Raw genomic sequence first — 23616 nt, 5'->3', positions numbered from 1 at the left:
ACTTATTATTCTCAACCAGAAATACTTAAAGGATAACCTGTATCATGGGGCAAAAAGTTCGACCAACCGGATTTCGAGTCGGAGTCGTTGAAGACTGGAGAAGTCGTTGGTATGCCTCCAAGAAAGATTTTGGGGCATTGCTGGTTGAAGATCAGAAAGTACGTAAGTTTATTCAAACCAAATATAAGTTTGCCGGCATCCCGAAAGTGGAGATCGAAAGAACTCGCGATCAGGTAGTGGTGCACTTATTTACGGCCCGTCCCGGGATCATCATTGGTCGTAAGGGACAGGAAGTAGACCGGTTGAAAGCCGAGCTGGAAGATCTCACCGGTCGTCGGATGGAATTGAAGATTATTGAAGTCGACAATGCACTGCAGAGTGCAGCGTTGGTAGCGGAAGATATCGCTCAGCAGCTTTCCAAGCGTGGTAGCTTCCGAAGAACTATTAAGCGTGCCCTGGACCAGGTAATGGAAACGGGCGTTCATGGAATTAAGATCGAGCTTTCCGGTCGTCTGGGTGGAGCGGAGATGTCACGGCGTGAAAAAGCCAGCCGTGGTTCAATCCCCCTGTCGACTCTGCAGCGTCACGTTGACTACGGATTCCGCGAGGCACACACCACCTTCGGAGTCATCGGAGTGAAAGTTTGGATTGACCTTGGTGATTATTCAGATGAGGAGAATCGCGATGGCGTTAATGCCAAAGCGGGTCAAGCACCGCAAAAGCCAAAGAGGGCGCATAAAAGGTAATGCGACACGTGGTAACACTGTTGCCTTTGGTGAATGGGGCTTACAATCTCTGGACCCGGGGCATATCACAGCTCAAACCATCGAAGCGTGCCGAATTGCAGCCACACAATATGTTCGAGGTGAAGGTAAGCTCTATATCCGGATCTTCCCGCAGAAGTCGGTAACATCCCGTCCTCTGGAAACCCGTATGGGTAAGGGTAAAGGTGAACCGGATCACTGGGTTGCCGTCGTCAAGCCAGGTACGGTTCTGTTCGAACTGGCAGGTGTCTCGCACGAGGCAGCAAAACGCTGTTTCGCTCGTGTGGCACACAAGTTACCAGTTAACGTCCGGCTGGTAGAACGTCGTCCGTCCGTTTAGGGCTGGTGACCAGATAACTGATTTTTAAAACACTTTAGTCCTGTCTGCATCTTACAGCGAGACTGATAAACAATCATTGGGTTTGACTGATGACCAAAGCAAGTGAATTACGCGAGATGAATGATGAGCAATTGTCATTTGCTCTGCAGGAAACACAGAAAGAACTGTTTCAGTTGCGCTTCCAGGCGGCAACGGAGCGGCTCGATGCACCGAGTAACATTAAGCGGCTCAGACGGGAAATTGCCCGGATTCAGACAATCCGTCGTGAACGCGAATTAAGTCAGCAGAATAATGCTTAATCAGGCTCGTTAGGGTAAGTAGAAGAAATGCGAAAAAAACTGACAGGCTTAGTGGCCAGTGCCAAAATGGACAAAACGTTGCGGGTTGAAATTCAGCGACGATACCGTCATCCGTTGTACGGGAAAACCGTTCGCGGTCGGACTGTCTGCCACGTGCACGATGAACAGAATGAAGCACAGGAAGGGGATACGGTAGAAATTATCGAAAGCCGTCCCCGTTCCAAGACAAAGCGTTGGGATTTAATCCGAGTTGTAGAGAAGAAACAGGACTGAAGTCGCTTCTGACCGGCTACAGGTTCGGTTTAGTTATATAGTACAAAGATCAGGATATTCCTCATCTTTTTGGTTGATAAGGAACAGGCAAAGCCATGATTCAGATGCAAACCGATCTGGATGTATGTGATAACTCCGGAGCCAAAGTCGCTCGGTGCATTAAAGTACTGGGTGGTACAGGCCGTCGGACTGCTGAAGTCGGCGATGTGATTGTCGTAAGTATCCAGAAGACACTGGCTGGCAGTAACATTAAAAAAGGCCAGGTACTGCGGGGCGTAATCGTACGCACCAAGTATCCCTGCCGCCGCGATGATGGCAGCTATGTGAAGTTCGATCGGAATGCCATCGTGCTGATCGACGGTGATGGGAACCCTCGTGGGACCCGTATCTTCGGCGCTGTAGCACGTGAACTCCGCGAACGCCGTTATCTGAAAATTATTAGCCTGGCAAACGAGGTGGTCTGAGATGAAGATACGACGTGGCGATTCAGTGATTGTGGTCACCGGAGCCGATGCAGGCGATACTCCCCGGCGTGTATTGTCGGTCGTCGCTGGCGGTAAAAAGCTGACAGTAGAAAATGTAAACCGTGCCCTGAAGCACGTGAAACGCGGACATCCCAAGAGCCCTCAGGGGGGACGTCTGGAAATTGAGATGCCGATCGATGCTTCCAACGTCAAGTTTTACTGCGAAGCCTGCAGTAAAGGGACCCGCATCGGATATCGTTACACCGCTGATGGCAGCAAAGAACGGTTCTGCAAATCGTGCGATGCCTCACTGGGAACGATCAGTCCAGCGAATGCAAAATACCAAAAACAGTAATCAGCATCAGTAGTTTTCAGTAAGGAAGACTGTTCCGAAGTTCGGCCGGTCTGAAACAGAAACATGGCAATACCAACATTATTAAAACAATATCGTGAAGAGATTGTTCCCGTCCTGAAGGAAAAACTGGGACGCACCAACGTGCACTCACTGCCTCAGATTGAAAAGGTCGTGATCAGCATGGGGATTGGTGCTGCCAACCAGGATCGGAAGCGTCTGACTGAAGCAGCTGACCACCTGACAATTCTGGCAGGCCAGAAATCGCAGATCACCCGGGCCCGTAAGTCTGTGGCTGGTTTCAAACTGCGTGAAGGTCAGGAAATCGGCTGTCGCGTGACCCTGCGTGGCACCCGGATGTACGAATTTCTGGAACGTCTGATCTCCCTGGCTCTGCCGCGTGTACGCGACTTCCGGGGTGTGAATCCCAAAGCGTTCGACGGTGCAGGCAACTACAGCCTGGGCCTCAACGAACAGGTCGTGTTCCTGGAAATCGATCCCGATTCCGTGCATCATGCCCAGGGGATGAATATTACTATCGTGACTACTGCCAAGGATAACGACGAAGGTCGGCTGTTGCTGACCGAGCTCGGTATGCCTTTCCGCAAATAATCGCGTTTCAAAGATTTCAATAAGATACAAAACATTTTTTTTGGTAGATCGTCGGAGATTAAAGTGAGGGTAGCCAGCTAATGATGACAGACCCCATTGCAGACATGCTGACACGAATTCGTAATGCACTGCAGATTGAACGGCCGTTTGTAGATATTCCTGCTTCCAAAATCAAGACCGCCATCGCTGGCGCCTTGCAGCGGGAAGGTTACATCTGGGACTTTGAAGTCATTGAAGACACTCCACAGAACGTGCTGCGTGTCAATTTGAAATATGGTCCCAACGGGGAACGCGTCATTCAGCGAATCGTCCGTGAAAGTAAACCCGGACGTCGCCACTACCAGGACCTGCGGTCCATGCCGGAAGTCCTGCAGGGGCTGGGTGTCAGCATCCTGTCTACCAGCAAGGGCGTGCTGAGCAATCGTGAAGCGAAAAAAGAAGGTGTGGGCGGCGAGCTGCTGTGCACCATCTGGTAATCCAAACGTGCCGCAAGGCTGGCCGATCTGTATCTGCCACGATTTAATTTAACTGGAAATTGAAGTTATGTCTCGAATCGGTAAAAAACCAGTTGCCGTTCCCACCGGAGTCGAAATTAAGGTGGATGGCGGAACCATCACCGTCAAAGGTAAGCAGGGTGAATTGAAGTTTACCTACCATCCGGCGATGAGTGTGGAATTTGATTCGGAAGCCAACGAGGTCAACGTGATTCGTCCTGACGATGAACGTAAGAATCGTGCTTTGCACGGTCTGACCCGGGCACTGATTGCCAACATGGTTCAGGGTGTGGAAACACCATTCGTCAAAAAGCTGGAAATTCAGGGCGTGGGTTACCAGGCATCACTGAATGGTCAGAAACTGAGCCTGCAGGTCGGGTTTGCCAATACAATCGTGTTGGATGTGCCTCAGGGAGTCAATTGCGAACTTCCTAACGCTACCAACATTGTTGTCAGCGGACCGGACAAGCATATGGTAGGTCAGTTTGCAGCGAACATTCGCAGCGTACGTCCTCCTGAACCTTACAAAGGTAAAGGGATTCGTTACGAAGGCGAATACGTACGGCGGAAAGCCGGTAAGGCCTTTGCTAACTAACGGTTTTCAACTGCTGGTGATCCAGGTATTCTGACGGTCAGGCCGATGGCCACTGTTTAAGAGAAGATGACGGTAAAATGAAACTAGAAAAAACGCTGAAAAAACAGAAGTCACGACGTTCGTTCCGGATTCGTAACACAGTCCGCAAAACGGGCCGTTACCGTCTGTCTGTTTATCGTAGCAACAATCATATTTATGCCCAGATCATTGACGACACTGCAGGGGCAACCCTGGTTTCAGCCAGTACCAAAGACAAGTCTCTGGCCGGCGAAATCAAAGTGGGTGGCAACATTGCTGCCGCTGAAAAGGTTGGCAAACTGCTGGGTGAGCGGGCCGCTGAAAAAGGGATCAAAGAGGTCGCCTTCGATCGCGGACCTTACCGCTACCATGGTCGGGTAGCAGCCCTGGCAGATGCTGCCCGTCAGGCAGGACTGGATTTTTAATCGAGACAACACTCTATACGGGTTGGAGAAGATACCGTGTCAAAAGAAGCGACAAAACAAACGCCAGAAACCGTCATCCAGATCCGCCGTTGTGCCTGCGTGGTCAAGGGGGGGCGTCGGTTCAGCTTTACTGCTCTGGTCGTCGTAGGCGATAAAGAAGGCCGGGTAGGCTGGGGTTATGGCAAAGCGATCGAAGTGCCGCTGGCTGTGGATAAAGCCGTCAAGCAGGCCAATCGCAACATGGTCAAAGTACCGATCGTTGAGCACACCGTGCCTCACGAAGTCGTCGGTCGCTTCGGTTCTTCCCGCGTTCTGCTGTTACCCGCTCGTCCTGGTACCGGTATTATTGCCGGAACTGGTGTGCGTTCTGTGGTAGAAGCCGTCGGAATTACCGACATTTACACAAAGAGTCGTGGATCCAACAATCCAATCAATGTAGTGAAAGCCACAATTGATGGGCTCTCAAAACTGCGAACCCGTGACGATATTGCACGCTTGAGAGGAGTAGAAGTCTAATGATTATTGATGACGTACATCGCGGAATTCAAAAGAATAAAAAACGCAAGCGTGTTGGTCGTGGTCCCGGTTCGGGTCATGGTAAAACATCGTCTCGCGGTCACAAAGGTTATGGCAGCCGTGCGGGTGCATCCCGTCGTACCAGCTTCGAAGGGGGACAGACCCCGCTGGCAATGCGTGTTGCTAAACGTGGCTTCAATAATAAACAGTTCGCCAAGAAGGTTGCTGTTGTTAACGTAGCTGCTCTCGAGCAGGCCTTCGACAACGGTGCCGAAATTACTCCGGAAATTCTGGCTGCGAAAGGACTGGCTAAAGGTCGGTTCGATCAGGTCAAAATCCTGGGTAACGGCGATCTCAGCAAAAAGCTGAGTGTGACTGCTCACCTGTTCTCCGCATCTGCAGAATCCAAGATTCAGGCAGCCGGTGGTTCAGTCAGTCGGATTTTGTCATAAGTAATTGATTCAAGGACTTGATTTCAGCAGACAGGAATACGATTCCCCTTTTCTTCTCTATTCGTTAAGATCTGAAGCACAAAGATTATCCATTTTTCTTCTGCTGAGTTATGACACAAAGGACCGCTATCCATGCTCGGTAAATTAACTGTACTCTTCAAGATTCCCGAGCTTCGTCGAAAAATTCTGCTGACACTCATTCTGCTGGCAGTTTACCGGATGGGGTTCTGGATTGCGCTGCCGTTCATCGATCAGGCACAGCTTTCCGAGACATTACAGGATCTGCAAAACCAACAGGGTGGCCTGGGTCAGGTGATGCAGGTGATCTCACTGTTCTCGGCTTCAAATATTGGTCAGAGTACTATCTTCGGTCTGGGCATTATGCCTTACATCTCTGCTTCGATTATCTTCCAGCTGATGGGGACAGTCTATCCACCGCTGGAACGTCTGCAGAAAGAGGGTGAAGCCGGGCGCAAGAAGATTAATGAATATACACGTTATGCAACGGTCGTGATCTGTCTGGCACAGAGTTACTTCTGGATCCATACCCTGGCGGGTGGTCTGGGCTCGGGTAAGAGTCTGATCCTCGACGGGTACGGCGGCCTTTACTACCAGATGGTGGCGACCATCACCATGACCACCGGGACGATCTTCCTGATGTGGATTGGTGAGCAGATCGACGCTTACGGAATCGGAAACGGGATCAGTCTGCTGATTATGGCAGGGATCCTGGCCCGGATGCCGCAGGCAGGCTGGAGTCTGATTGAACCGGCTCTGGATAAAGGGATCGCACTGGGAACCGACACCGGGATTGACCGGTTGCTGATTCTGGCTCTCGTGTTTGTCTTCGTGGTGGTCTGGGTGATTGCGATTACCCAGGGACAGCGTCGGATTCCGATTCAGAGTGCCAAGCACGTTCGGGGACGTCGGGTTTCCGGCGGTCAGCGTCAGTCTCTGCCGCTGCGTGTTAACCAGGCAGGTGTGATGCCGATCATCTTCGCTTCCAGTCTGCTGATGTTCCCTTACTTTGTCTTCCACTGGATGAGCTCAGTGTGGACCAGTTCCACCTTCCTGTCCATGCTGGACGGGGCTTTCCAGCCGATGAGTCGTGGTTTTGTATACACAATCTCTTATGTGATATTGATTTACTTCTTCTGCTACTTCTGGACGGCGATTACCTTTAATCCCAAGGATATGGCAGAAAACCTGAAAGATTACGGTTCGTTCATCCCGGGATATCGTCCTGGTGCCCGGACAGCCGCCTATCTGGAAGCAGTCATGGTTCGTATCACATATGTGGGGGCTGCGTTCCTGTCACTGGTCGCGATTATTCCAACGCTGGTTTCAACCTGGCTGGGTGTCGACTTCCTGGTGGCGAGTTTTTACGGTGGAACCGGATTATTGATTGTGGTTTCTGTAGTGCTGGATCTGGTCAACAAGATTGACAGCCATCTGGTTATGCGAAACTACTCTGGATTACTTGAGAGCGATCTGTAAGGCATAAACGGGCGAGTCGCAGCGAAATTCACCAAAAAAGGGGTGTTTCGCTTGTCGATTTACGCATAAGGCGTTTATAATTTCCTGATTCGCTCCGCTTCGGAAATTGTACAGGTTTGATACGAAGCCGGAGTTTGCTCATTTTATGGGCGCAACTATCTGAATTTACACGAGTTACAGTGTTTGAGCCGGAGAGGTTCTCTCTGCTGACTCGCCAAACGTGAACCAAACTAATAGAGAAATCGTAGTACGATGAAAGTCCGAGCCAGTGTTAAGCGGATTTGTGAGAGCTGTAAAGTCATCAGACGGAAGGGCCGTGTTTACGTGATCTGCTCTTCCAACCCTCGTCATAAACAGCGCCAGGGTTAGTCTCGCACTCAGTTTGCATGATTTAATTTCAGTTTTTACAACCAGCGGAGTGAAATAAAATGCCTCGTATTCTCGGTGTTGATATTCCGAACGAAAAACCTGTTTATGTTTCCCTGACTTACCTGTACGGCATCGGTCGGGTGACGGCTCTTGATATCTGCTTCAAGCTGGAAATCAATCCCCAGATGAAGGCCAAAGATCTGACCGACGATGAGCTGAGTCGTATCGTGAACGTACTGGATACCGACTATTCCGTCGAAGGTCAGCTGCGTCGAACCACACAGCAGGACATCGCCCGTCTGCGGGACATTCAGTCATACCGCGGAATTCGTCATCGTCGCGGACTGCCCGTACGTGGCCAGAATACACAGACCAACGCCCGTACCCGCAAAGGTGGTAAGAAAACCGTTGCTGGTAAGAAGGGTGTTAAAGACGCTCGCCACTAAGACCGGTCCCTGGTTCAGGGCATCTGATCAGAGGCGAGTTGAAAGACGATACAATGCCGGCATCATGTTCGGCTTAACGAGAAAACATTCCATCAAAATGAGTTTCAGTTTCTGAGATCCAACAGACAGAAACATCAGGAGTTGCAGAGTGGCTAAAGTCAAACGAAAAAAAGTGAAACGTCACATCACTAAAGCGATTGCTTACATTAAAGCAACGTTTAACAACACCACGGTTACGATTACCGATCTGAACGGTGATGTACTCTGCTGGGCCACAGCAGGTACTTCCGGATTCAAAGGAAGTCGTAAGAGCACTCCTTTTGCTGCTCAGCGGGCTGCAGAAATCTGTGCGGAAAAAGCTTCCAAGTTTGGTGTGAAAGAAATGGAAATTCGCGTCAAGGGACCTGGTTCCGGACGGGAAAGTGCAATCACCGGTCTGCAGACAGCTGGTATCTCGATCAAGGCGATCGAAGACATCACTCCGCTGCCACACAATGGTTGCCGTCCTCCGAAAAAACGTCGCGTCTGATCCGTTACGCAGGTGACGCTGTGAAGACTGTGCGCGAGAGCGTTCAGACTGAAATTAAAATATAACGAGAGTGCCGGTTTCCGAATCGCATTCTGTTTAAATGTGTTCTTGGGAGATTATTTCAATGCGAATCCGTTGGCGAGGACTGGAATTACCAAGCCGTGTCATCCCTGACCGGGACTCAATGACATCCACCTATGGTATGTTTGTAGCCGAACCATTCGAACGTGGATTCGGTGCGACGATCGGCAACAGTCTGCGGCGCATTCTGCTTTCCAGCCTGGAAGGCAGCGCAGTGACACGCGTCAAAATTCAGGGCGTGCAGCACGAGTTCACCACGATTCCCGGTGTTGTCGAAGACATTACCGAAATCTGCCTGAACCTCAAGTCGCTGATCGTCAAGAACTCCAGTTCAACTACCAAGACACTGCGAATTGAAAAACACGAGCGTGGTGTGGTTACCGGTGCTGACGTCATTACCGACGATCAGGTTGAAGTCATCAACAAAGATCTGGTAATCGCCACCATGACCGACGACGTTCCACTTAACATGGAACTGACCATTGATAACGGCCGTGGATATATCCCCGCTTCCGAGCATGCTCAGCATGAAACCGAAGTGGGTGTGATTCCCCTCGATGCCACGTTCTCACCGGTCGTTCGCGTCCGTTACAAAATTGAAGATACCCGTGTTGGTCAGCGGACCAACTACGACAAGCTGATCCTGGAAATCTGGACCAACGGAACCGTGAAACCCGATATGGCCCTGGTAGAAGCTTCCAAGATTCTGCGGAAACACCTCAATCCGTTTATTACTTACCGTGAACCCGGTCCAGAAATGCCACCGGAAGGCGGTCTCAAAGGGATGCTGGACACGACCGGTTATGCACCGATCGACCTGGAACTGGAAGAGAAACTCAACCAGAGTCTGGCCGAGCTGAACCTGTCTGTCCGTGCGACCAACTGCCTGGAATCGGAAGGAATCAACACCGTTCGCGACCTGGTCGGCAAAACGGAAGATCATCTGTTACACGTACGTAATTTCGGGGAAACCACGCTGGTTGAAGTTCGTGAACGACTGAACCAGATTGGTCTGCGTCTGGGGATGAAGATTCCCAGCTCGTCTTCACAACAGCCGCGTTAACTCGGACAGAGCAACGCGATTATTGGTTATCAAACATCGAGTTCTTTACTCTCAGCAATCAGAATAATTCAGAGTTAAGTCATGCGACACCGAATGAGAGGCCGCAAATTAGGCCGCAATGCATCACACCGTAAGGCGATGTTCCGCAACATGGCGGTGAGCCTCATCAAGACCGTCCGGATCGACGAGGAAGCTGAAAACGCTCCCAAGGTTTCCGGTCGGATCACCACCACCGTGCAGAAAGCCAAAGAACTGCGTCCGTTCATCGAAAAGCTGATCACGGTTGCCAAGAAAGCTCAGCCACACATCGAGAACGCTGCCCAGTACGCAACTTCCGCTGAGAAGAACTCCAGCGAATGGAAGACCTGGCGTGAATCTGAGCAGTGGAATCAGTGGAACCAGGCTCTGGCACCTGCTCTGAGCTACCGTCGTCGGGCATTCGCAGAACTGCGTGACAACGAAGCCGTCGATATCCTGTTCAACGAACTGGCAGAACGCTTTGCAGAACGCAATGGTGGATACACCCGCATTGTGCGTCTGGCAACTGTCCGTCTGGGCGATGCCGGTACTCAGGCTATCATCGAATTCGTCGGCGAACGAGATCGTGTTAAGCCGACCCGCCGCAGCGAAACACTGGGTTCTGCAGCAACAGAGGAAGCACCAGCTGACGAAGAAGCTCCCGCGGAAGAAACAGCAGAAACAGAAAGCGAAGCAACCGCTGACGAAGCTCCTGCCACTGAAGCAGAAGCCTCAGAAGGGGAAACTGCTGAAGCTGAAGAAGACAAAAAAGAGGAGTAAGCCGTCGCGAGTCGAATTCGACTTTGCGGAAATCCGGTTTCCCGCTAAAATTTTAAAGCTAAGAGTATCCCTGATATGCTCTTAGCTTTTTTTACGTCCGGAGCAGAAACGCTGAAATGGAATACCCGTATCAATCCGGACGAGAGACAGGCCCCGGCTCGACCTTGTGTCGTTGTGAAGTTGTAGCGGAAAGGATTCTGGCACAGCATGTCAACGCAGCAGCCTTTTAATTTCAGTCACGCGATGTACCGCCTGTGCAGCGACGTCTCGCGTCGGCTGCCTGAGTTTCATCATGTCGATATGGACCGGATCGCGGTCGCCTTTGCCCAGGCCCGCCGCAATGTACCTTACGGCATGCAGGCCAAGTTGACGCCCCTGCGGTTTGAGAACGGGGCTCTACAGACCACGCGCTACGGCCGGAAGTGGACGGTGCAGCGGGTGTACCAGGATCAGCAGGAGATGCTGTATATCCTCACGTTCTATTTGCCGCGGTTCCTGAACCATTCGTTCAAAGAGAAGATGATCACGGTGCTGCACGAACTGTATCACATCAGCCCGGCCTTCGATGGCGACATCCGCCGCCTGGCGGGACATTACCACGTGCACTCGCACAGCCAGAAAGAATACGACGCCCACATGGCGGTACTGGTCGACCAGTACATGAAACTGAACCCGCCTCCCGAACTGTTCGGATTCCTCAAGTGCCGTTTCTCGACGCTGCAGAAAAAGCACGGCGGCGTGGTGGGGTTGCAGATCCCGATTCCGAAACTGATTCCGGTGACTGATACCCAGATTGCGTGATTTCAGTCGAGTGAAATCCCACTAAGAAGTTATTATTAGTTTGGATTAGTAGTCGTATGACGATAGTATATATGTGAACAATAGTTAGGTTTTGGATGCACACAGTGTAGTCTACGACTTAAACTTCTTATTCATTGTTGTTTATCGTTACCTCTGGTGCCCTGTGAGAAGAATAATACTGTCTCTTTTTAAATGGTTAGATTGGCTATCAATCCTTTGTTTGGGCATCGTTGGCTATGTCCTTGATTTAGATTTGAGTCGGCTAGAATCAAATTCTTTTTTTTACAACCCGGTGGATTGGATCCAAGGTAATGCACCGCTTGTGTTGCTCCTATCAGTATCTCTTTTAGCAATTTCCCGTATTCTACGTTGGTGGCTAAGAGGAAAAACAAATGAACAAAAAATAATAGATCGCCACATTTCTGAGTTACTAGATAAGTTTAGGCAGGTTTGTTTTCCTGAACTCCCTCCAAACACACCAATTGATCATAACCGCGTAACTCTTTTTAAGCATGTAGACTTTAAGTTCTGGATGTGGCCATTTAAAGGTCTGTTTAATCCTTGGGGATATTGGCTGGGGCCATGGTCTGGATGGTTGTGTGTAATTTATCGCTCTGGGCATGTGACTCAGGATGGTACCACTGTTTTTTTAGCACCAGACGCAGCACAGAATTCAGAAGGAGTTGCCGGACAGACTTGGAGGAGGGGGGCGTATCGGGTAGGAAGTGAAGGAAGCAAGTTGCCAGATTTAAATGGGGAAGAATACATAAGCTTTGTCGGTCGGCTATGGTTCAAAACAATTAGATGGTTAAATATCTCATCAACAAAAGCTGAGAGATTCGATAAACTAGATAGAAGAGTGAGAGATTATGCAAAAAACACGAACACCTCAGTAGAATCAGTATGGCAGCGATTAAAAAAAAGAAAAACGTGCCCTACGTCTATCCTTGGGGTTACAATTAGAGATGAGAAAAAAGAATGTTGGGGAGTCTTGGTCATGGATAGCTCTAATGAGCATTCATGTATTGATACGACCGAAAAAAAATTTCGTGATGGCTTAAGTTTATTAAACAGAGAACTGCGCCGTTATGGAATCTTTGAAGGGTAAGGATGGTTCTATGACTGATTGGCTTGACTTAGATATTGAGCGATTGAGTAAACCAAAGCACGATACTCGAAATGGCGTTGATATTTCATTTGATCTATCCCCTTTTGATATTCCGGAAGCTATTCGGAGCCGTTTTGATGAGAGTGATGATCGGATTGTGATCGAGTTTAAGTATCTTGATGACTCTGAAGAAGAATCGAATGAATTGTCAACGCCCGATATGTCTATTTTAATTGGTAAAAATAGCGGTTGTATTTACAGAGTTTCATTCAAAAGAAAGACAAAGGTTGATTCTGAGACAGAGAAAAAATGGTTAAAGAATACTTTTGATCTTTACTTGTCAAAAATGCACCTGAATAAGAATGAAGATCACATTAACATCGCTCGTAGGGCTCTTGAAGAGAAAGAAGAAGAGCTGGTCGCTGTTCCCTGATTAAGAAATATATCTTTTCACCTTATTTGCGGTAGATTTCTTTATCAATATATCAATCGTTTATGACAGCGACGCTTTTAATTCCTGCAGGCGGTCGAGCTCATCGAATGTGGCGTGGAGCAGTTCCTGTCCGTTTTCTTCGACCACGAGGGCATGCGCGCTCACTTTTGGTTTCAGTCCGTAGTGCTGCAGATAATGGAAGAGCGCGTTCTTGTGATCTGCAACTTCCATCTGTGCGATAATCTGTGGGAAGTTGGCAGTGATGCGCTGCAGGCTGTGATCGACCGACCAGGGCATTTCCGGTTCGACGATCAGCAATAGAACAGCTCCCTGGGCATGTGGGCCATGGTAATATGCCTGCCCCAGCTTCTGACCAACGGCGATCATACCTAAGGCGTGGCCGTTGACCACCGACAATGAGTGGCGGGCATCGGAAAGTTCGGGGATTCCTTCTCTTTCACCCAGCTGCTTGAGTTCCAATGCTGCCTGCGTGCGTTCCGGAGGCAAGGAGCTCATCTCATTCGCCCAGGACCAGAGCCAGCTGGAATCGCCGTCGGCTTCGGTTCCCAGGATCTCCGCCTGAAATTCATAGCGGTCTCCGAATGTGAGAAGTCCCGTGGAAACGTCGTAGCCCCAGTCCAGGTCTTCCACAAGGTCAGCCAGAAGCAACTGACGATCGAAGGCAAAACAGAGGTGCTGATTCAGGAGCGTGTCATAGTCCATGCGTTTCTTTCCGGGTGAGAGTCAGAAACCGAGAGAGTTTCGTGGCGGTTACAAAGCTGCCTGATTTCCAGTGTAACTGCTGAAGTTGTGAGAGCGAGGAGAAAGTGAGAGATCATGCTGATTTTGGTGGGCGATTTTGTGTTAGCCTTCGTCCAGCCAAGGTTCATTCCACACGGGAGTTTGCTGATCGGGCAGGAAGAAGGCGGGGATGCCGTCGCTGGTGGCGAAGGCGGCCTGGGGGCCGCAGTGTTTGGCGAGTTCGCTGGCGATGCGGACAATCAGCGTGAGATGGCCCTGGAAGCTGAGGGAGGGACTCTGGTCTGGGGGATGGAGCCGGTAAATGTCGGCGGATTCTCTGGGGCTGGTGTGAGGACCGCCGAAGGCCTGGTTCAGCAGCGGGTCGTCGGATTTATATTCCCAGTCGATCATTTCTTCGGAAGCGATGCTGGCAGTGAAGTCCTCTTCTGTGCCACGAACATCGCCGGTGAAACCGGCCAGGGATTCCAGGACCTGTGCGAGATCGCTGCGGGTAACGGTGCGACCGGCGGGCGTTTCCAGCGAAATCGGCACGCCACACTCGCGTCCCCATTCCAGGAGCTGTGGTGTGACAGGCGTGAGGATGTAGCTGATACTCATGTGGTCCTGACTCCTGTTACCGGTTTTGTGATGGAGCTGTCCTGTCTGCTACCTGAGTTGATAATACTTTTTGGGGGCGATCAGCATCAACAGTTTGGGGCCGATGATCAGGTACATGATCAATGTGCCGACCAGGGCGGAGCCGGCGGCGACTGGCAGGCTGCTGTTATTCAGAAAGAGTGGCCCGATAATGGTGCCGGCGATGAGGCCGATCAAGGGGGAGATCCAGAGATACCACCAGGAATAAATCGGGGGAACTTTCGTGCGGAGGCGTCTGCGGTAGTCATCCAGTTGTTCGCCGGTGTCGGCCCAGTGGAAAGTGCGTAATGCGCGGGGGCCGCCACAATGGGCGCAGACGGTTCCCAGGCAGAGATTGAACGGGTTACATAAGCCTTCGAAGTCGCCGCCATTGACCTGAGTGGGCTGTTGGCATTTTTCATGGACATAAACGCGTCCGTTGCGCAGGGTATACGAAGCTTTGGCCATCGGGTGCTCACTAAAAGTGGGTTATCAAAGTGGATGGTCGGTGGGCAGCCCACTCAGCGCTGTAGTTGCCCGTCGTCAGTGTGCCTGCGGACTTTGATTTTAGCGTGATGGGAGTAGGGTGCCAGTGAAAACTGTTGATTTCTGTTTGCGATCCATGTTGAATGGCGATCATCTGCAATCATTCATGAATTCTGCTGCGAGAATCAGAGAGCCTTGTCATGTCACCCCGCATCAAGCACTTCGATGATCTGTTACCCGAGGATTTCTTACCGGATTCGATCTGGGTGGATGCAGAGTATGGCGAATGGTTTCCCGGTGGTCCAGCACTGCCTGCAGGACTGGAAGAGGATGATGCGGTGGAAATTCCGGCAGACTGTTATCGAGGTCAAATTGATCTGTTGCGCGAGGTGGGCCGGTTTTATGTGAAAGGGGGGCTCTGTTTTTCTGATGGTTCAGAGCACTTCGGCCGGGTTGCTGTCCGGGCTTATGATTTGACTCCTTACTGTGTGGATGTGTTTCATGCAGGGGAGTGGCTCTTCATCGCACATGAGGCCAGAGAACTGTGTCGAGTTCAAGAGAGGGTTGCGCTCTGCAGTGCCTTTCAGACCAGCCTGGAGAAGATCTTTCCGTTGCGTGTGCAGATTCAAGTAGAAGGGCTGCCTGCGATCTCTGCTGTTTTTGAACTGACAGAAGACTGAACGACGGGTAGCGAGTTCTCATGAAGTCGACATTGTCAGTCAGCGCGCGTGCAAAGGCCGATGATTCTTTCACCCGGTTAGAATCATCGGCCCTGCTGGTGGGTAGACTTTTTAGTTTGGTTGCGGTTCGCTTCCTGCGAGAAGCCGCATGGAGTTCAGTATTACTCAGATGGTGGTCCGGCACAGCGGATCAGGTGGTCGTGGTCGATGTAAACCACTTCTTTGGTCTGATCAGTGTTGGAGAACGGAATGGGCCAGTCTGAGCGAATGGTTTTGTCGTAGTACACGGTGCACTTGTAGTGACAGTGGTGCTGACGAGCTGGTCCAACCATCGGGTAGAAGCGGCATTCGCCAATCCGGTCTACGATGGGTTCTACCACCATGCGGACATTGTTGCGAGTGGTTTCTGCCAGGAACCAGACTCCGCCGCCGGTTTTATCCGGCAGAGCACGAATGACTTCATCCGGGCTGGGTGGATCGAGACAGAACAGCGGTGCGTGTTCGCCTTCGACCGGATCCAGAATAGGAACTTTGTTGTAGCGTTCTTCTTCCCAGTACGTGTCTTCAACCAACTGTGACCAGTAGGCGGTGACCGGGATGAGAGGAGTGGTCCGCCAGAAGACAGAGCCGGCGTAGGCCACTTCCACAAAGCCTTTCACCAGCGTACAACCACTGGTATTGATCGTTAACAAGCAGGCACAGCCCAAAAGCAAAGCACGGCTGAATTGCTTCCCGATTTTGAACATCCTTCTTCCTCCGGGTGAATTGAACGAAGTGGTTTGATGTGTTTTTGACTTCGTCATCAGTGTTAGTGAGCGGTGAGCTCGATAAGTAGATGTCATGTTCTGTCGTCTGGCCTCTTGCCTGATGGAGACAGACTATGACTCCCTGTTCTTCTTATCGGACTCTGCGTCCGTGAATCTTGTGAAAATTTAACGGTTTTGACGATTTCGTCGGTAAAAACCGTTGTGACGGCCTGGCGGGAGCATGTTCACTGTGTGTTCACACTCTGGTGCCAGAAAAAATGCCTTCCAGAAAGCGAGTTCCGGAAGGCATTTCCACGTTTTGGTCAAACTGGTGAGTGACTTACCAGTTCTTTGGATTCATGAACCACCACCAGCGGTCGGTGCGAGGGCGGAAGTTCAGTTTCCAGGAGCCATCATCCCATTCGAGCTGAGCCTGACGCCATCCCAGTGGAACCTGAGGATAGGGGTAGAAAGGCCCGATGTAAGGGAAGGCACTGGCTGAGTACTGGCTGGGGTAAGCTACCTGAGCGTAGTTCGGGTAGTTTGCATAAGTTGGCCAGGCAGTTTCAGGCAAGTGCGGGCTGTTGTAAACATTGTTGGCAACAGGACCCATGCCAGGCTGGGGGCTCATCATTGGAGGGCCACCAGGACCAGGATTCGGAGCCTGATAGTTCATGTAGTTGGTCGGCTGAATCATGGACGTCTGGGGAGCAGAAGCCTGAACCTGCAGACGGTTATCAACCGCTTTCACACCCGGAACACGTTGGGCAATCTGGGTTGCCATCTGTTTTTCCCGAGGAGATCCAATTGATCCCTGCAGGATAGCTGTTCCGTTTTTGAAGCGGATTTCCACTTCGTGAGCGGATGCCAGGGCTGGTCCCAGTGCTTTGGCCAGTTGTTCTGCCATCTGCTGGTTGCTCACGCCGGCACTGCGAGGAGCAGGAGCCTGATGAGAAACGGTTTGCACATTGGAACGTCGGTTTTCCACGGATTGTTCGAACTGAGCCTGTTGCAGAGACCCTTTCAGGAAGGGATCTGCTGAAGCAGAGGTCTGGACAATGTCGTCCGCTCTACGGAAAGGATTGAGGCTCTTTTGAGGAGTCCCAGGAGCGGTTGAAGCAGTCGGGTTACCGGCAGCTTCACTGACAACCAGTCGGTTGTCGACACGAGTCACACCTTCGACCCGTGAGATCAGCCGGGTGGCCTGTGCTTTTTGTGCGGCAGTCGGAATTTTACCGGAAAGTACTGCAACACCTTTGTTGAATTCGATTTCCATGTTGTAACCGGTTAACCGGGCTTGTCTCAGAGCGTCGGCAATGTCATTGGCGACTTTCTGATTGTTGGAAATCTTGCCCGATACAGCGGTCGAACTAGACTGTTCAGATTTCTTTGTGAAGAAATCCAAGGGTCCGGCCATTGTGATACCGGGAGTCACCGCCATGATCCCCAGCGTCAAGACCCACTTACGATACCGTTTCATGAACAACTCCGTTCCCAATTGTAGAGAGATATTTGATTTCGTCCATTACATCAGAGCTCTATCTATCGTCAGGTTCGCACTGTGAGTCATTCCTGCTGCGCAAACGAAACAATGAGATTGCTATCCTGATTGATCGGTCATTGGGGTCCGGTTAAATAAGTTATTCTGATTATTTCGATGGAATTGGTTAAATGTTCTCGTGATTTTTGCGGTTAAATTCATGTAAGTCTATTTATTTCAATGAGATAAGCCTCGAGGTGCGAATTCGGCTGAATTTGGAATAATGCTGCTCATTCTCTCAGGCAGGCAAATCACCTGCTGAGTGGGGGGAGTTGGGGCGTTGTCTGCAGCCTGTTGAATTGGTGGTCAGGCCTGGTGCGCCGGTTTTCAGGTTTCAAAACGAAAAAAATGCGTTCTTCACCCTCTGAGGGCTTGTCTGTCCATAGTCATTCCAGAATTGAATTGTTATGCTTAGCTTCCAAGGTGTTCCCATTTCAACTTACAAATAGAGTTTAATTTTACCAAAGAAGCGAAAATGGCTCGAAAGTCTCCCAGTCGTCTGGAAATGCGCCGTCAGGCAGAAGCGGCCGAAGCGGAAGAAAAATCATCTCCCAAGAAAAAAGCCACTAAAAAGAAGAAGGCGACCCGTAAGAAGAAGTCGGCTAAAGCTGATGTACGCCGTCGTCTTGTCTGGGGTGTTTTCACAGGGAGTATGAAGGAAGAGTCTCGCTTCCCATACGATCAGCGTGATGCCGCAGAAGAGCGGATTGAACAGCTGCGTGCCAAGAATGCCAAGAAACTGTACTTCATTCAGCCGGTCAAAGAACCCGTCGACGGGGAAGCCGTCGTTGCGAAGATTCCTGTCGACGATACAGCAGATCTCGACGACGACACATTGAACAGCGACGACACCGATGATGAAGATGTCGACGCCACAGATGATTCGGACGACTCAGATGACCTGGACGATGTCGATCTGGATGACAGCGATGATGGAGACGATGTGGAAGAAAGTGATGATGATCTGGAAGAAGATCTCGACTGATTTCCGGTTTCCTGAAGTCCCCTGAACCGACTACAATAATCCCTGCAACTCCAGCGAGAATTGCAGGGATTTTTTTATGCCTGTTTCATCTCCCATCTGACGTCAGCTGTCACTAGCAGACTTTTATCGCTTAGAAAGAACCGGACGATGCAAACCCGATTACGATCCTGGCTGAAAAGTCGAAATGTGACTCTGTCTCTGGGACTGTGGCTCGTAGGGAGCCTGACAGGTTGTGCAGAACAGCCGGTGCCTGCGGTGGAGGCTGCCACACAACAGGCAGGACAGAACGCATCTGTGGAGGAAGCAGACGTCTGGCAGGTGATTTACGTGAATGACCTGCGGATTGGTTATGCCCGTTCACAGACGCACCAGTCAGGTGAAGGAGAGAACCGGGTCGTTCTGCAGCAGAGTGATTCCTATCTGAAGCTGAAGCGGTTTGGGCAGGCTCTGAATCTGGAGACGCATCTGAAAACGAAAGAGACGACCGCTGGTGAGTTGCTGGCGTATACGTTTGAAATGCAGAATCCCCCTGCTGCTTCCACGGTTTCTGAAGGCGAAGTACGCGACGGGACCCTGCACATTAAAACCAGCGTGGCGAATCAGGCAAAACAGTCGCAGTTGAAATGGAAGCCGACATTTCATTCTCCCAGTTATATAGACCAGTTTTTCCAGAAACAGCCGCTCCAGCCGGGCGAGGAGCAGACATTCTCAATGCTGCTGCCCGAATACAACAAAGTAACCGACGTGCAGCTCAAGGCCCTCGATTACGAGAAAACGGAGCTGTATGGCGGGGAAGAAGCCGAATGTCTGCACGTGGAGATGAAACAGTCCCTGTTGCCCGGAATGACGATTGATTTATACGTCACGCGGGAAGGGAAGATTCCGAAAACGGTGGCCGATTTTCTGGGATCGGCGATGATTACTTATACGGTAAGTAAAGAGGTCGCCTTGGAAGAGTTGTCCGGTAAGGAACTGGACCTGGCGGTGCAGACGTTGATTAAGGTCAAGCCGATCCCCGGGGCACATGATACAGAGCGTGTGGTCTACGAGATTACGCTGACCGATGGTGATCCGACGTCGGTCTTGCCGGAGAGCGAGACGCAGAAAGTGGAGAAACTGGATGAACATCGGGCCCGGCTCACCGTGCAGAAGGCGGCAGCGCCCCAGGAGTTTCCCGCAGCGGATGTAGATGCTGAGTATCTGCAACCCTCCCAGTTTCTCCAGTCTGACGATTCACGTGTGGTCGAGCATGCGAAGCAGGCGGTGCAATCTGAAACCAATCCGTGGAAGCAGGCTGTGCAGATGGAAAAATATGTGCACGAGCATCTGCGGAAGAAGAATTTTTCGACGGCACTGGCGTCTGCGGGCGAAGTGGCGAAGAATATGGAAGGGGATTGCACAGAGCACGCGGTCCTGCTGGCGGCGATGCTGCGGGCCATGAAGCTGCCTGCGCGCGTGGCGGTGGGGCTGGTCTACATTCCAAGCCGGGCAAGCTTTGGCGGGCACATGTGGACCGAGGTCTATCTGGATGGCCGTTGGATTCCCCTGGATGCGACTCTGGGAAAAGGGGGGATCGGCGCGGGGCACATTAAACTCGCGGACTCGAGTCTGTCTGAGAATGCCCCGGCACCACTGGCGATCTTCTTACCTATCTTACAGGCGGTGGGAAAACTTTCGATCGATGTGAAAGAGACGACGCCGGGAACGGCGCGTTGAAGGTCTGAATTCCCCTCATTTTGCGTTGTAAGAGTTACATTGCAGAGGAAAAAACGATGGTTTCCCTTTTGCAATTCTTGCAATCTCCCCAAGGCGGAAAATTTCTCAGGAAACGCTGCCTGATTTATATCCCTGTTTTTCAGGCGTTTGCGGAGTGAATACTCAAAATATGAAATGGTCTCTCCCGCTTTGGCACGATTGCTGCATTATGTCTGCTGTGGGTAAAGAGAGAGACCCATGGAATTTTGAAGAGTTGAGAGACTTCAAAGTTCACGAGAGAAGAGAGAGATATTCCCACCGACCCGTGGAGGCGGGTCAGCCCACCCTGGGCCACTCCAAAACATCATCCCCATCTTAGAGCCGAGAGGATTCCCGTGTCCTCTCGGCCCTTTCTATTTACAGGCCGAGAAAACCGGTTGATCGCATCAGATGTCATCGGGCATCGATGGTAGTTCCCAGTCCGACCCGTTTTCATCTTCATTCTGTCTGAGTGCATTCAGAGCGGCCCGCTGTTCGGCTTCTTTTTTGGTGGAGCCCCAGGCCGGCTCATACTGGTTTTCGCCGATGATGGCGGTCACCTTGAAAAACTTCGAATGATCAGGGCCTTTCTCATCGACCAGTTCGTAGACCGGGGTCTGAGAAAACTTCTTCTGCGAATACTGCTGTAACAGGCTCTTGTAATTGAAGCCGTGCACCGAGCGGGAGGCTTTCATGTTTTCACGCTCGATCAGCGGATCCAGGAACTCGTGCACCGGATCCATACCGCCGTCGAGATAGATTCCGGCGATGATCGCTTCGAACATGCCGGCCAAGAGCGATTCAGGGAGCGTTTCGGTCATCGCCAGTCCCTTGCCGACGAAGATGAACCGATCGAGGCCTTTCTCGCGTGCCAGCCGGGTACAGGTATTGCGACTGACGACCGCTGACTTAATGCGGGTCAGTTCTCCCTCGGGAGAGTTGGGGAACTGGTGGAACAGCTTCTCACAGACCAGCGCGCCCAGAATGGCGTCGCCGAGGAACTCGAGCCGCTCGTTGGAGTCCATGCGGGTTTTGGCGGCGGAGGTGTGGGTCAGGCAGCATTTCAGCAGTTCATAGTTGGTGAATGAGTAACCCAGATTGTGTTGACACTCCTCAAGGAGTACATCGATCTCTGCGGGACTGAGATCGTACAGCATGCGCGCCTCCTGTGATTTGTGGCTTTGAGGAATATCAATGAATGAATGATTTCAGAATCTGAAATGGCCCGCGGGAGTCTGAAATGATCTTCCCTAAGTATAGACAAATATTAACATTAGCAAAGATTTGAAGAAAACAGAAAAACTGGGGAATCGTCGAAATGGTTGAAAAATATTCAGGTTTTCAGGTGTTTTCCTGTGTCTGTGTACCGATTCCGGGACCCTGAAAGCGGCCAGATCAGAAATTTTTTTGAAGCAGTCCCAACAGAATTCCCGCTTCGGCTCGTAATAAAGACAGTCCAGCCGCTTGATGAAACGAGTGAAAGCTCGCTGTTGTGCACACAACACGATCACAATGGCCCGTCCGGGCAGGCGTGATCACTGCCATTTTTCCGCCAATTGTATTTTATTGTACTACGGATTTGAGTCAGCTATTTCTCATAGAATCCAGAAAGAGATGGCCCGAGGCATATCTGTCAGCCATTTAATTTTAGGAGGGTAATTTTAATGAAAGCGTTAACAGCAAATCGAAACTGGATGTTCGCTATCATAGGTAGCGCTTGTCTGGTGGGTGCCGCAGTAGGAGTGGCTCAGAAAGATGTGTCTTCTGACGTCCCGGTGGCTGCGAGTGCGACAGAGTTATCAAGTATATTCCGCGATGTCAGCAAACGGGCAATGCCTTCGATCGTATCCATCGAAACAGTGAGCAAAACATCCCAGGTAGCAGATCAGCAGATGCTGCCTTTTGGGGATGACTCCCCGTTCAAAGATCTGTTTCAAAATGATCCGCGTTTCAAGGACATGTTGAAGCAGCACCAGAACCAGCCACGTCGGGCTCCCCGCAAGATGGGAACTGGTTCCGGATTCATTATTAACAAGTCCGGTCTGATCATGACCAACTCTCACGTGGTGAATGGGGCCGATGTGGTCAAAGTCACCCTGAACGATGGTCGCGAATTCACCGCTTCGGACATCAAGACCGACCCGCGGTCGGACGTTGCCGTGATTAAGATCGATGCACCAGATCTGGTAGCCATTCCGCTGGGCGACAGCTCCAAGATGGAAATCGGTGACTGGGTACTGGCGATCGGTAACCCCTTCGGTATCGGTATGAGTGTGACAAACGGGATCATTAGTGCGAAGAGCCGTGGTCCAGGAATTAACGATCGTGAAGACTACCTGCAGACTGACGCAGCCATCAACCCTGGTAACAGTGGTGGTCCGCTGTTGAACCTGCGTGGCGAAGTGATCGGCATCAACACTGCCATCTCCAGCCGCAGTGGTGGCTACGATGGTGTTGGTTTTGCAATTCCGGTCAACATGGCTCGCTGGGTCTCCGGACAGTTAATTGATCATGGTATGGTGAAACGTTCCTTCCTGGGCGTAGGCATCCAGCCGATCAGCAACGATCTGTCCAAGTCCTTCGATATCAAAGTCGGTCAGGGAGCGATCATCACCCAGGTGATGGAAGATTCTCCGGCTGATAAAGCAGAACTCAAGACAGGTGACATCATTCTGAACTTTGCAGGTAAAGATGTTTCCGGTCCGCGGAATCTGCAGGGAATCGTCGAACAGCTGTCTGTCGGCAAATCCTACACGATGGAACTGTTACGGGATGGCAAACGCGTCCACAAGCAGGTCACGATGCAGGAAATGCCTAAGAGCTTCTCAGTCGCTAAGAATGAGTCTCCCCTGGAAGACTCCAGCAAAGGGAAGCAGAAGACCAGCGTCAACGATCTCAAAATTGAAGTTCAGCCTCTGACCAAAGAGCTGGCCAACCAGCTGGGCTACTCAGACGACGTTAACGGGGTGGTCATCACCTCGGTCGAGCCTGGTAGTGCTGCTGAAGAAGCCGGCCTGATGAAAGGCATGATCATTGAAAAGATTGGGACAACTGAAGTGACTACTATGGATCAGTTTAATCTCGGCTTGAAAGAAGCCAAAGAAAAAGACCGCGTCCTGCTGCTGGTTCGGAACCACAGCGGTGCCCGCTTCGTCGTGGTCCAGAAGTAGTTTCAGGATGGTACTCTCCTGAAAGGGGTGCCTGGTACAAGTCTCTGAGAAATGAGGCTTGTGCCGGCACCAGCAGCGGAAAGAGTTGTCCTCATTGAAAATTCCTCACCGCATCGTATGCGGTTCCGCGTTACGTCTCGGTGGTATTCCTGGAATACTGCCGAGGCGT

Annotated in this window: 31 protein-coding genes; 25 read left to right on the top strand and 6 right to left on the bottom strand. The window is 51.1% G+C overall.

Translation table 11 applies throughout. The annotated features are described in order from the left end of the window. Window positions 1–44: 44 nt before the first annotated feature. From rpsC to HG66A1_RS28585, 21 genes are all read left to right on the top strand, one after another. Window positions 45–746, top strand: a complete 702-nt coding sequence (rpsC, locus tag HG66A1_RS28685; RefSeq protein ID WP_145192474.1) for a 30S ribosomal protein S3 — start codon at window positions 45–47, stop codon at window positions 744–746. After that, window positions 685–1104: a 50S ribosomal protein L16 gene (rplP, locus tag HG66A1_RS28680; protein WP_145192471.1), complete on the top strand. Its 420-nt coding sequence runs from the start codon at window positions 685–687 to the stop codon at window positions 1102–1104. Before rpsC ends, rplP begins: the two co-directional genes overlap by 62 nt. 89 nt (window positions 1105–1193) lie before the next feature. Continuing rightward, window positions 1194–1403, top strand: coding sequence for a 50S ribosomal protein L29 (rpmC, locus tag HG66A1_RS28675; RefSeq protein WP_002649721.1), 210 nt, complete (start codon window positions 1194–1196; stop codon window positions 1401–1403). Window positions 1404–1430: 27 nt separating this feature from the next. Continuing rightward, entirely contained in the window at window positions 1431–1676 is a 246-nt protein-coding gene (rpsQ, locus tag HG66A1_RS28670; protein WP_145044969.1) for a 30S ribosomal protein S17, read from the top strand. Window positions 1677–1771: 95 nt separating this feature from the next. Next, complete coding sequence (gene rplN / locus HG66A1_RS28665; protein ID WP_145192468.1) at window positions 1772–2140, top strand: 50S ribosomal protein L14; 369 nt, start codon at window positions 1772–1774, stop codon at window positions 2138–2140. 1 nt (window position 2141) lies between these two features. Beyond that, window positions 2142–2495: a 50S ribosomal protein L24 gene (gene rplX, locus HG66A1_RS28660; protein WP_145044966.1), complete on the top strand. Its 354-nt coding sequence runs from the start codon at window positions 2142–2144 to the stop codon at window positions 2493–2495. Window positions 2496–2558: 63 nt separating this feature from the next. Continuing rightward, the gene (gene rplE, locus HG66A1_RS28655; protein WP_197993706.1) at window positions 2559–3104 is read left to right on the top strand and encodes a 50S ribosomal protein L5; all 546 of its coding nucleotides are present in this window, start codon (window positions 2559–2561) and stop codon (window positions 3102–3104) included. An 80-nt stretch (window positions 3105–3184) separates the two neighbouring features. Beyond that, window positions 3185–3580: a 30S ribosomal protein S8 gene (gene rpsH, locus HG66A1_RS28650; RefSeq protein WP_145044964.1), complete on the top strand. Its 396-nt coding sequence runs from the start codon at window positions 3185–3187 to the stop codon at window positions 3578–3580. A gap of 67 nt (window positions 3581–3647) precedes the next feature. Continuing rightward, the gene (gene rplF, locus HG66A1_RS28645) at window positions 3648–4193 is read left to right on the top strand and encodes a 50S ribosomal protein L6 (protein WP_145044961.1); all 546 of its coding nucleotides are present in this window, start codon (window positions 3648–3650) and stop codon (window positions 4191–4193) included. A gap of 77 nt (window positions 4194–4270) precedes the next feature. Next, entirely contained in the window at window positions 4271–4636 is a 366-nt protein-coding gene (gene rplR, locus HG66A1_RS28640) for a 50S ribosomal protein L18 (RefSeq protein ID WP_145044959.1), read from the top strand. A 36-nt stretch (window positions 4637–4672) separates the two neighbouring features. Beyond that, on the top strand, window positions 4673–5152 hold the full coding sequence (gene rpsE / locus HG66A1_RS28635; RefSeq protein WP_145192465.1) for a 30S ribosomal protein S5: 480 nt from the start codon (window positions 4673–4675) through the stop codon (window positions 5150–5152). Then, entirely contained in the window at window positions 5152–5604 is a 453-nt protein-coding gene (rplO, locus tag HG66A1_RS28630) for a 50S ribosomal protein L15 (RefSeq protein WP_145192462.1), read from the top strand. The genes rpsE and rplO overlap by 1 nt, the downstream gene beginning before the upstream one ends. Before the next feature lie 132 nt (window positions 5605–5736). Beyond that, window positions 5737–7101 carry a preprotein translocase subunit SecY gene (gene secY, locus HG66A1_RS28625; RefSeq protein ID WP_145192459.1) on the top strand — a complete coding sequence of 455 codons (1365 nt, stop codon included), beginning with the start codon at window positions 5737–5739 and terminating at the stop codon, window positions 7099–7101. Window positions 7102–7353: 252 nt separating this feature from the next. Further along, window positions 7354–7470: a 50S ribosomal protein L36 gene (gene rpmJ / locus HG66A1_RS28620; protein ID WP_144980856.1), complete on the top strand. Its 117-nt coding sequence runs from the start codon at window positions 7354–7356 to the stop codon at window positions 7468–7470. A 59-nt stretch (window positions 7471–7529) separates the two neighbouring features. Beyond that, window positions 7530–7916, top strand: coding sequence for a 30S ribosomal protein S13 (gene rpsM, locus HG66A1_RS28615; RefSeq protein WP_145192456.1), 387 nt, complete (start codon window positions 7530–7532; stop codon window positions 7914–7916). A gap of 148 nt (window positions 7917–8064) precedes the next feature. Then, window positions 8065–8445: a 30S ribosomal protein S11 gene (gene rpsK / locus HG66A1_RS28610; protein ID WP_145044949.1), complete on the top strand. Its 381-nt coding sequence runs from the start codon at window positions 8065–8067 to the stop codon at window positions 8443–8445. A 124-nt stretch (window positions 8446–8569) separates the two neighbouring features. Further along, a complete protein-coding gene (locus tag HG66A1_RS28605; RefSeq protein ID WP_145044946.1) occupies window positions 8570–9589 on the top strand; it encodes a DNA-directed RNA polymerase subunit alpha in 1020 nt (339 codons plus the stop codon). A gap of 81 nt (window positions 9590–9670) precedes the next feature. After that, window positions 9671–10387, top strand: coding sequence for a 50S ribosomal protein L17 (gene rplQ / locus HG66A1_RS28600; RefSeq protein WP_145192451.1), 717 nt, complete (start codon window positions 9671–9673; stop codon window positions 10385–10387). A gap of 207 nt (window positions 10388–10594) precedes the next feature. Next, the gene (locus tag HG66A1_RS28595) at window positions 10595–11188 is read left to right on the top strand and encodes a putative metallopeptidase (RefSeq protein ID WP_145192448.1); all 594 of its coding nucleotides are present in this window, start codon (window positions 10595–10597) and stop codon (window positions 11186–11188) included. A 91-nt stretch (window positions 11189–11279) separates the two neighbouring features. Continuing rightward, complete coding sequence (locus tag HG66A1_RS28590) at window positions 11280–12296, top strand: hypothetical protein (RefSeq protein ID WP_145192445.1); 1017 nt, start codon at window positions 11280–11282, stop codon at window positions 12294–12296. A 10-nt stretch (window positions 12297–12306) separates the two neighbouring features. Continuing rightward, window positions 12307–12729 carry a hypothetical protein gene (locus tag HG66A1_RS28585; RefSeq protein WP_145192443.1) on the top strand — a complete coding sequence of 141 codons (423 nt, stop codon included), beginning with the start codon at window positions 12307–12309 and terminating at the stop codon, window positions 12727–12729. 60 nt (window positions 12730–12789) lie between these two features. Here the strand turns inward: HG66A1_RS28585 and HG66A1_RS28580 are convergent, their stop codons facing one another. From HG66A1_RS28580 to HG66A1_RS28570, 3 genes are all read right to left on the bottom strand, one after another. Beyond that, on the bottom strand, window positions 12790–13452 hold the full coding sequence (locus tag HG66A1_RS28580) for a DUF6882 domain-containing protein (protein ID WP_145192440.1): 663 nt from the start codon (window positions 13450–13452) through the stop codon (window positions 12790–12792). 141 nt (window positions 13453–13593) lie between these two features. Then, complete coding sequence (locus tag HG66A1_RS28575; RefSeq protein WP_145192437.1) at window positions 13594–14088, bottom strand: hypothetical protein; 495 nt, start codon at window positions 14086–14088, stop codon at window positions 13594–13596. Between the two features lie 48 nt (window positions 14089–14136). Further along, a complete protein-coding gene (locus HG66A1_RS28570) occupies window positions 14137–14574 on the bottom strand; it encodes a SoxR reducing system RseC family protein (RefSeq protein ID WP_145192434.1) in 438 nt (145 codons plus the stop codon). 218 nt (window positions 14575–14792) lie between these two features. Between HG66A1_RS28570 and HG66A1_RS28565 the strand changes: the two genes are divergently transcribed. After that, on the top strand, window positions 14793–15272 hold the full coding sequence (locus HG66A1_RS28565) for a hypothetical protein (protein WP_145192431.1): 480 nt from the start codon (window positions 14793–14795) through the stop codon (window positions 15270–15272). Between the two features lie 161 nt (window positions 15273–15433). Here the strand turns inward: HG66A1_RS28565 and HG66A1_RS28560 are convergent, their stop codons facing one another. Next, a complete protein-coding gene (locus HG66A1_RS28560) occupies window positions 15434–16018 on the bottom strand; it encodes a hypothetical protein (protein WP_145192428.1) in 585 nt (194 codons plus the stop codon). 340 nt (window positions 16019–16358) lie between these two features. Beyond that, complete coding sequence (locus HG66A1_RS28555) at window positions 16359–17498, bottom strand: BON domain-containing protein (RefSeq protein ID WP_145192425.1); 1140 nt, start codon at window positions 17496–17498, stop codon at window positions 16359–16361. A gap of 535 nt (window positions 17499–18033) precedes the next feature. On the opposite strand from HG66A1_RS28555, the gene HG66A1_RS28550 reads away from it, so the two are divergent. Together HG66A1_RS28550 and HG66A1_RS28545 are read left to right on the top strand one after the other, a co-directional pair. Beyond that, the gene (locus HG66A1_RS28550; RefSeq protein ID WP_145192422.1) at window positions 18034–18543 is read left to right on the top strand and encodes a hypothetical protein; all 510 of its coding nucleotides are present in this window, start codon (window positions 18034–18036) and stop codon (window positions 18541–18543) included. Between the two features lie 147 nt (window positions 18544–18690). Then, window positions 18691–20259, top strand: a complete 1569-nt coding sequence (locus tag HG66A1_RS28545; RefSeq protein ID WP_145192419.1) for a transglutaminase-like domain-containing protein — start codon at window positions 18691–18693, stop codon at window positions 20257–20259. A 425-nt stretch (window positions 20260–20684) separates the two neighbouring features. On the opposite strand, the gene rnc is transcribed toward HG66A1_RS28545, so the two are convergent. Continuing rightward, window positions 20685–21434 (bottom strand): ribonuclease III, encoded by a 750-nt coding sequence (gene rnc / locus HG66A1_RS28540; RefSeq protein WP_145192416.1) that lies wholly within the window; start codon window positions 21432–21434, stop codon window positions 20685–20687. A gap of 507 nt (window positions 21435–21941) precedes the next feature. Between rnc and HG66A1_RS28535 the strand changes: the two genes are divergently transcribed. Beyond that, window positions 21942–23447 (top strand): Do family serine endopeptidase, encoded by a 1506-nt coding sequence (locus HG66A1_RS28535; RefSeq protein WP_145192413.1) that lies wholly within the window; start codon window positions 21942–21944, stop codon window positions 23445–23447. Window positions 23448–23616 lie beyond the last annotated feature (169 nt).

Origin of the sequence: Gimesia chilikensis, from assembly GCF_007744075.1 — a bacterium.
Taxonomy (GTDB): Bacteria; Planctomycetota; Planctomycetia; order Planctomycetales; family Planctomycetaceae; genus Gimesia; species Gimesia chilikensis_A.
Note: the sequence above shows the minus strand (reverse complement) of the source record. Positions and strands in the feature narration are given on the sequence as shown.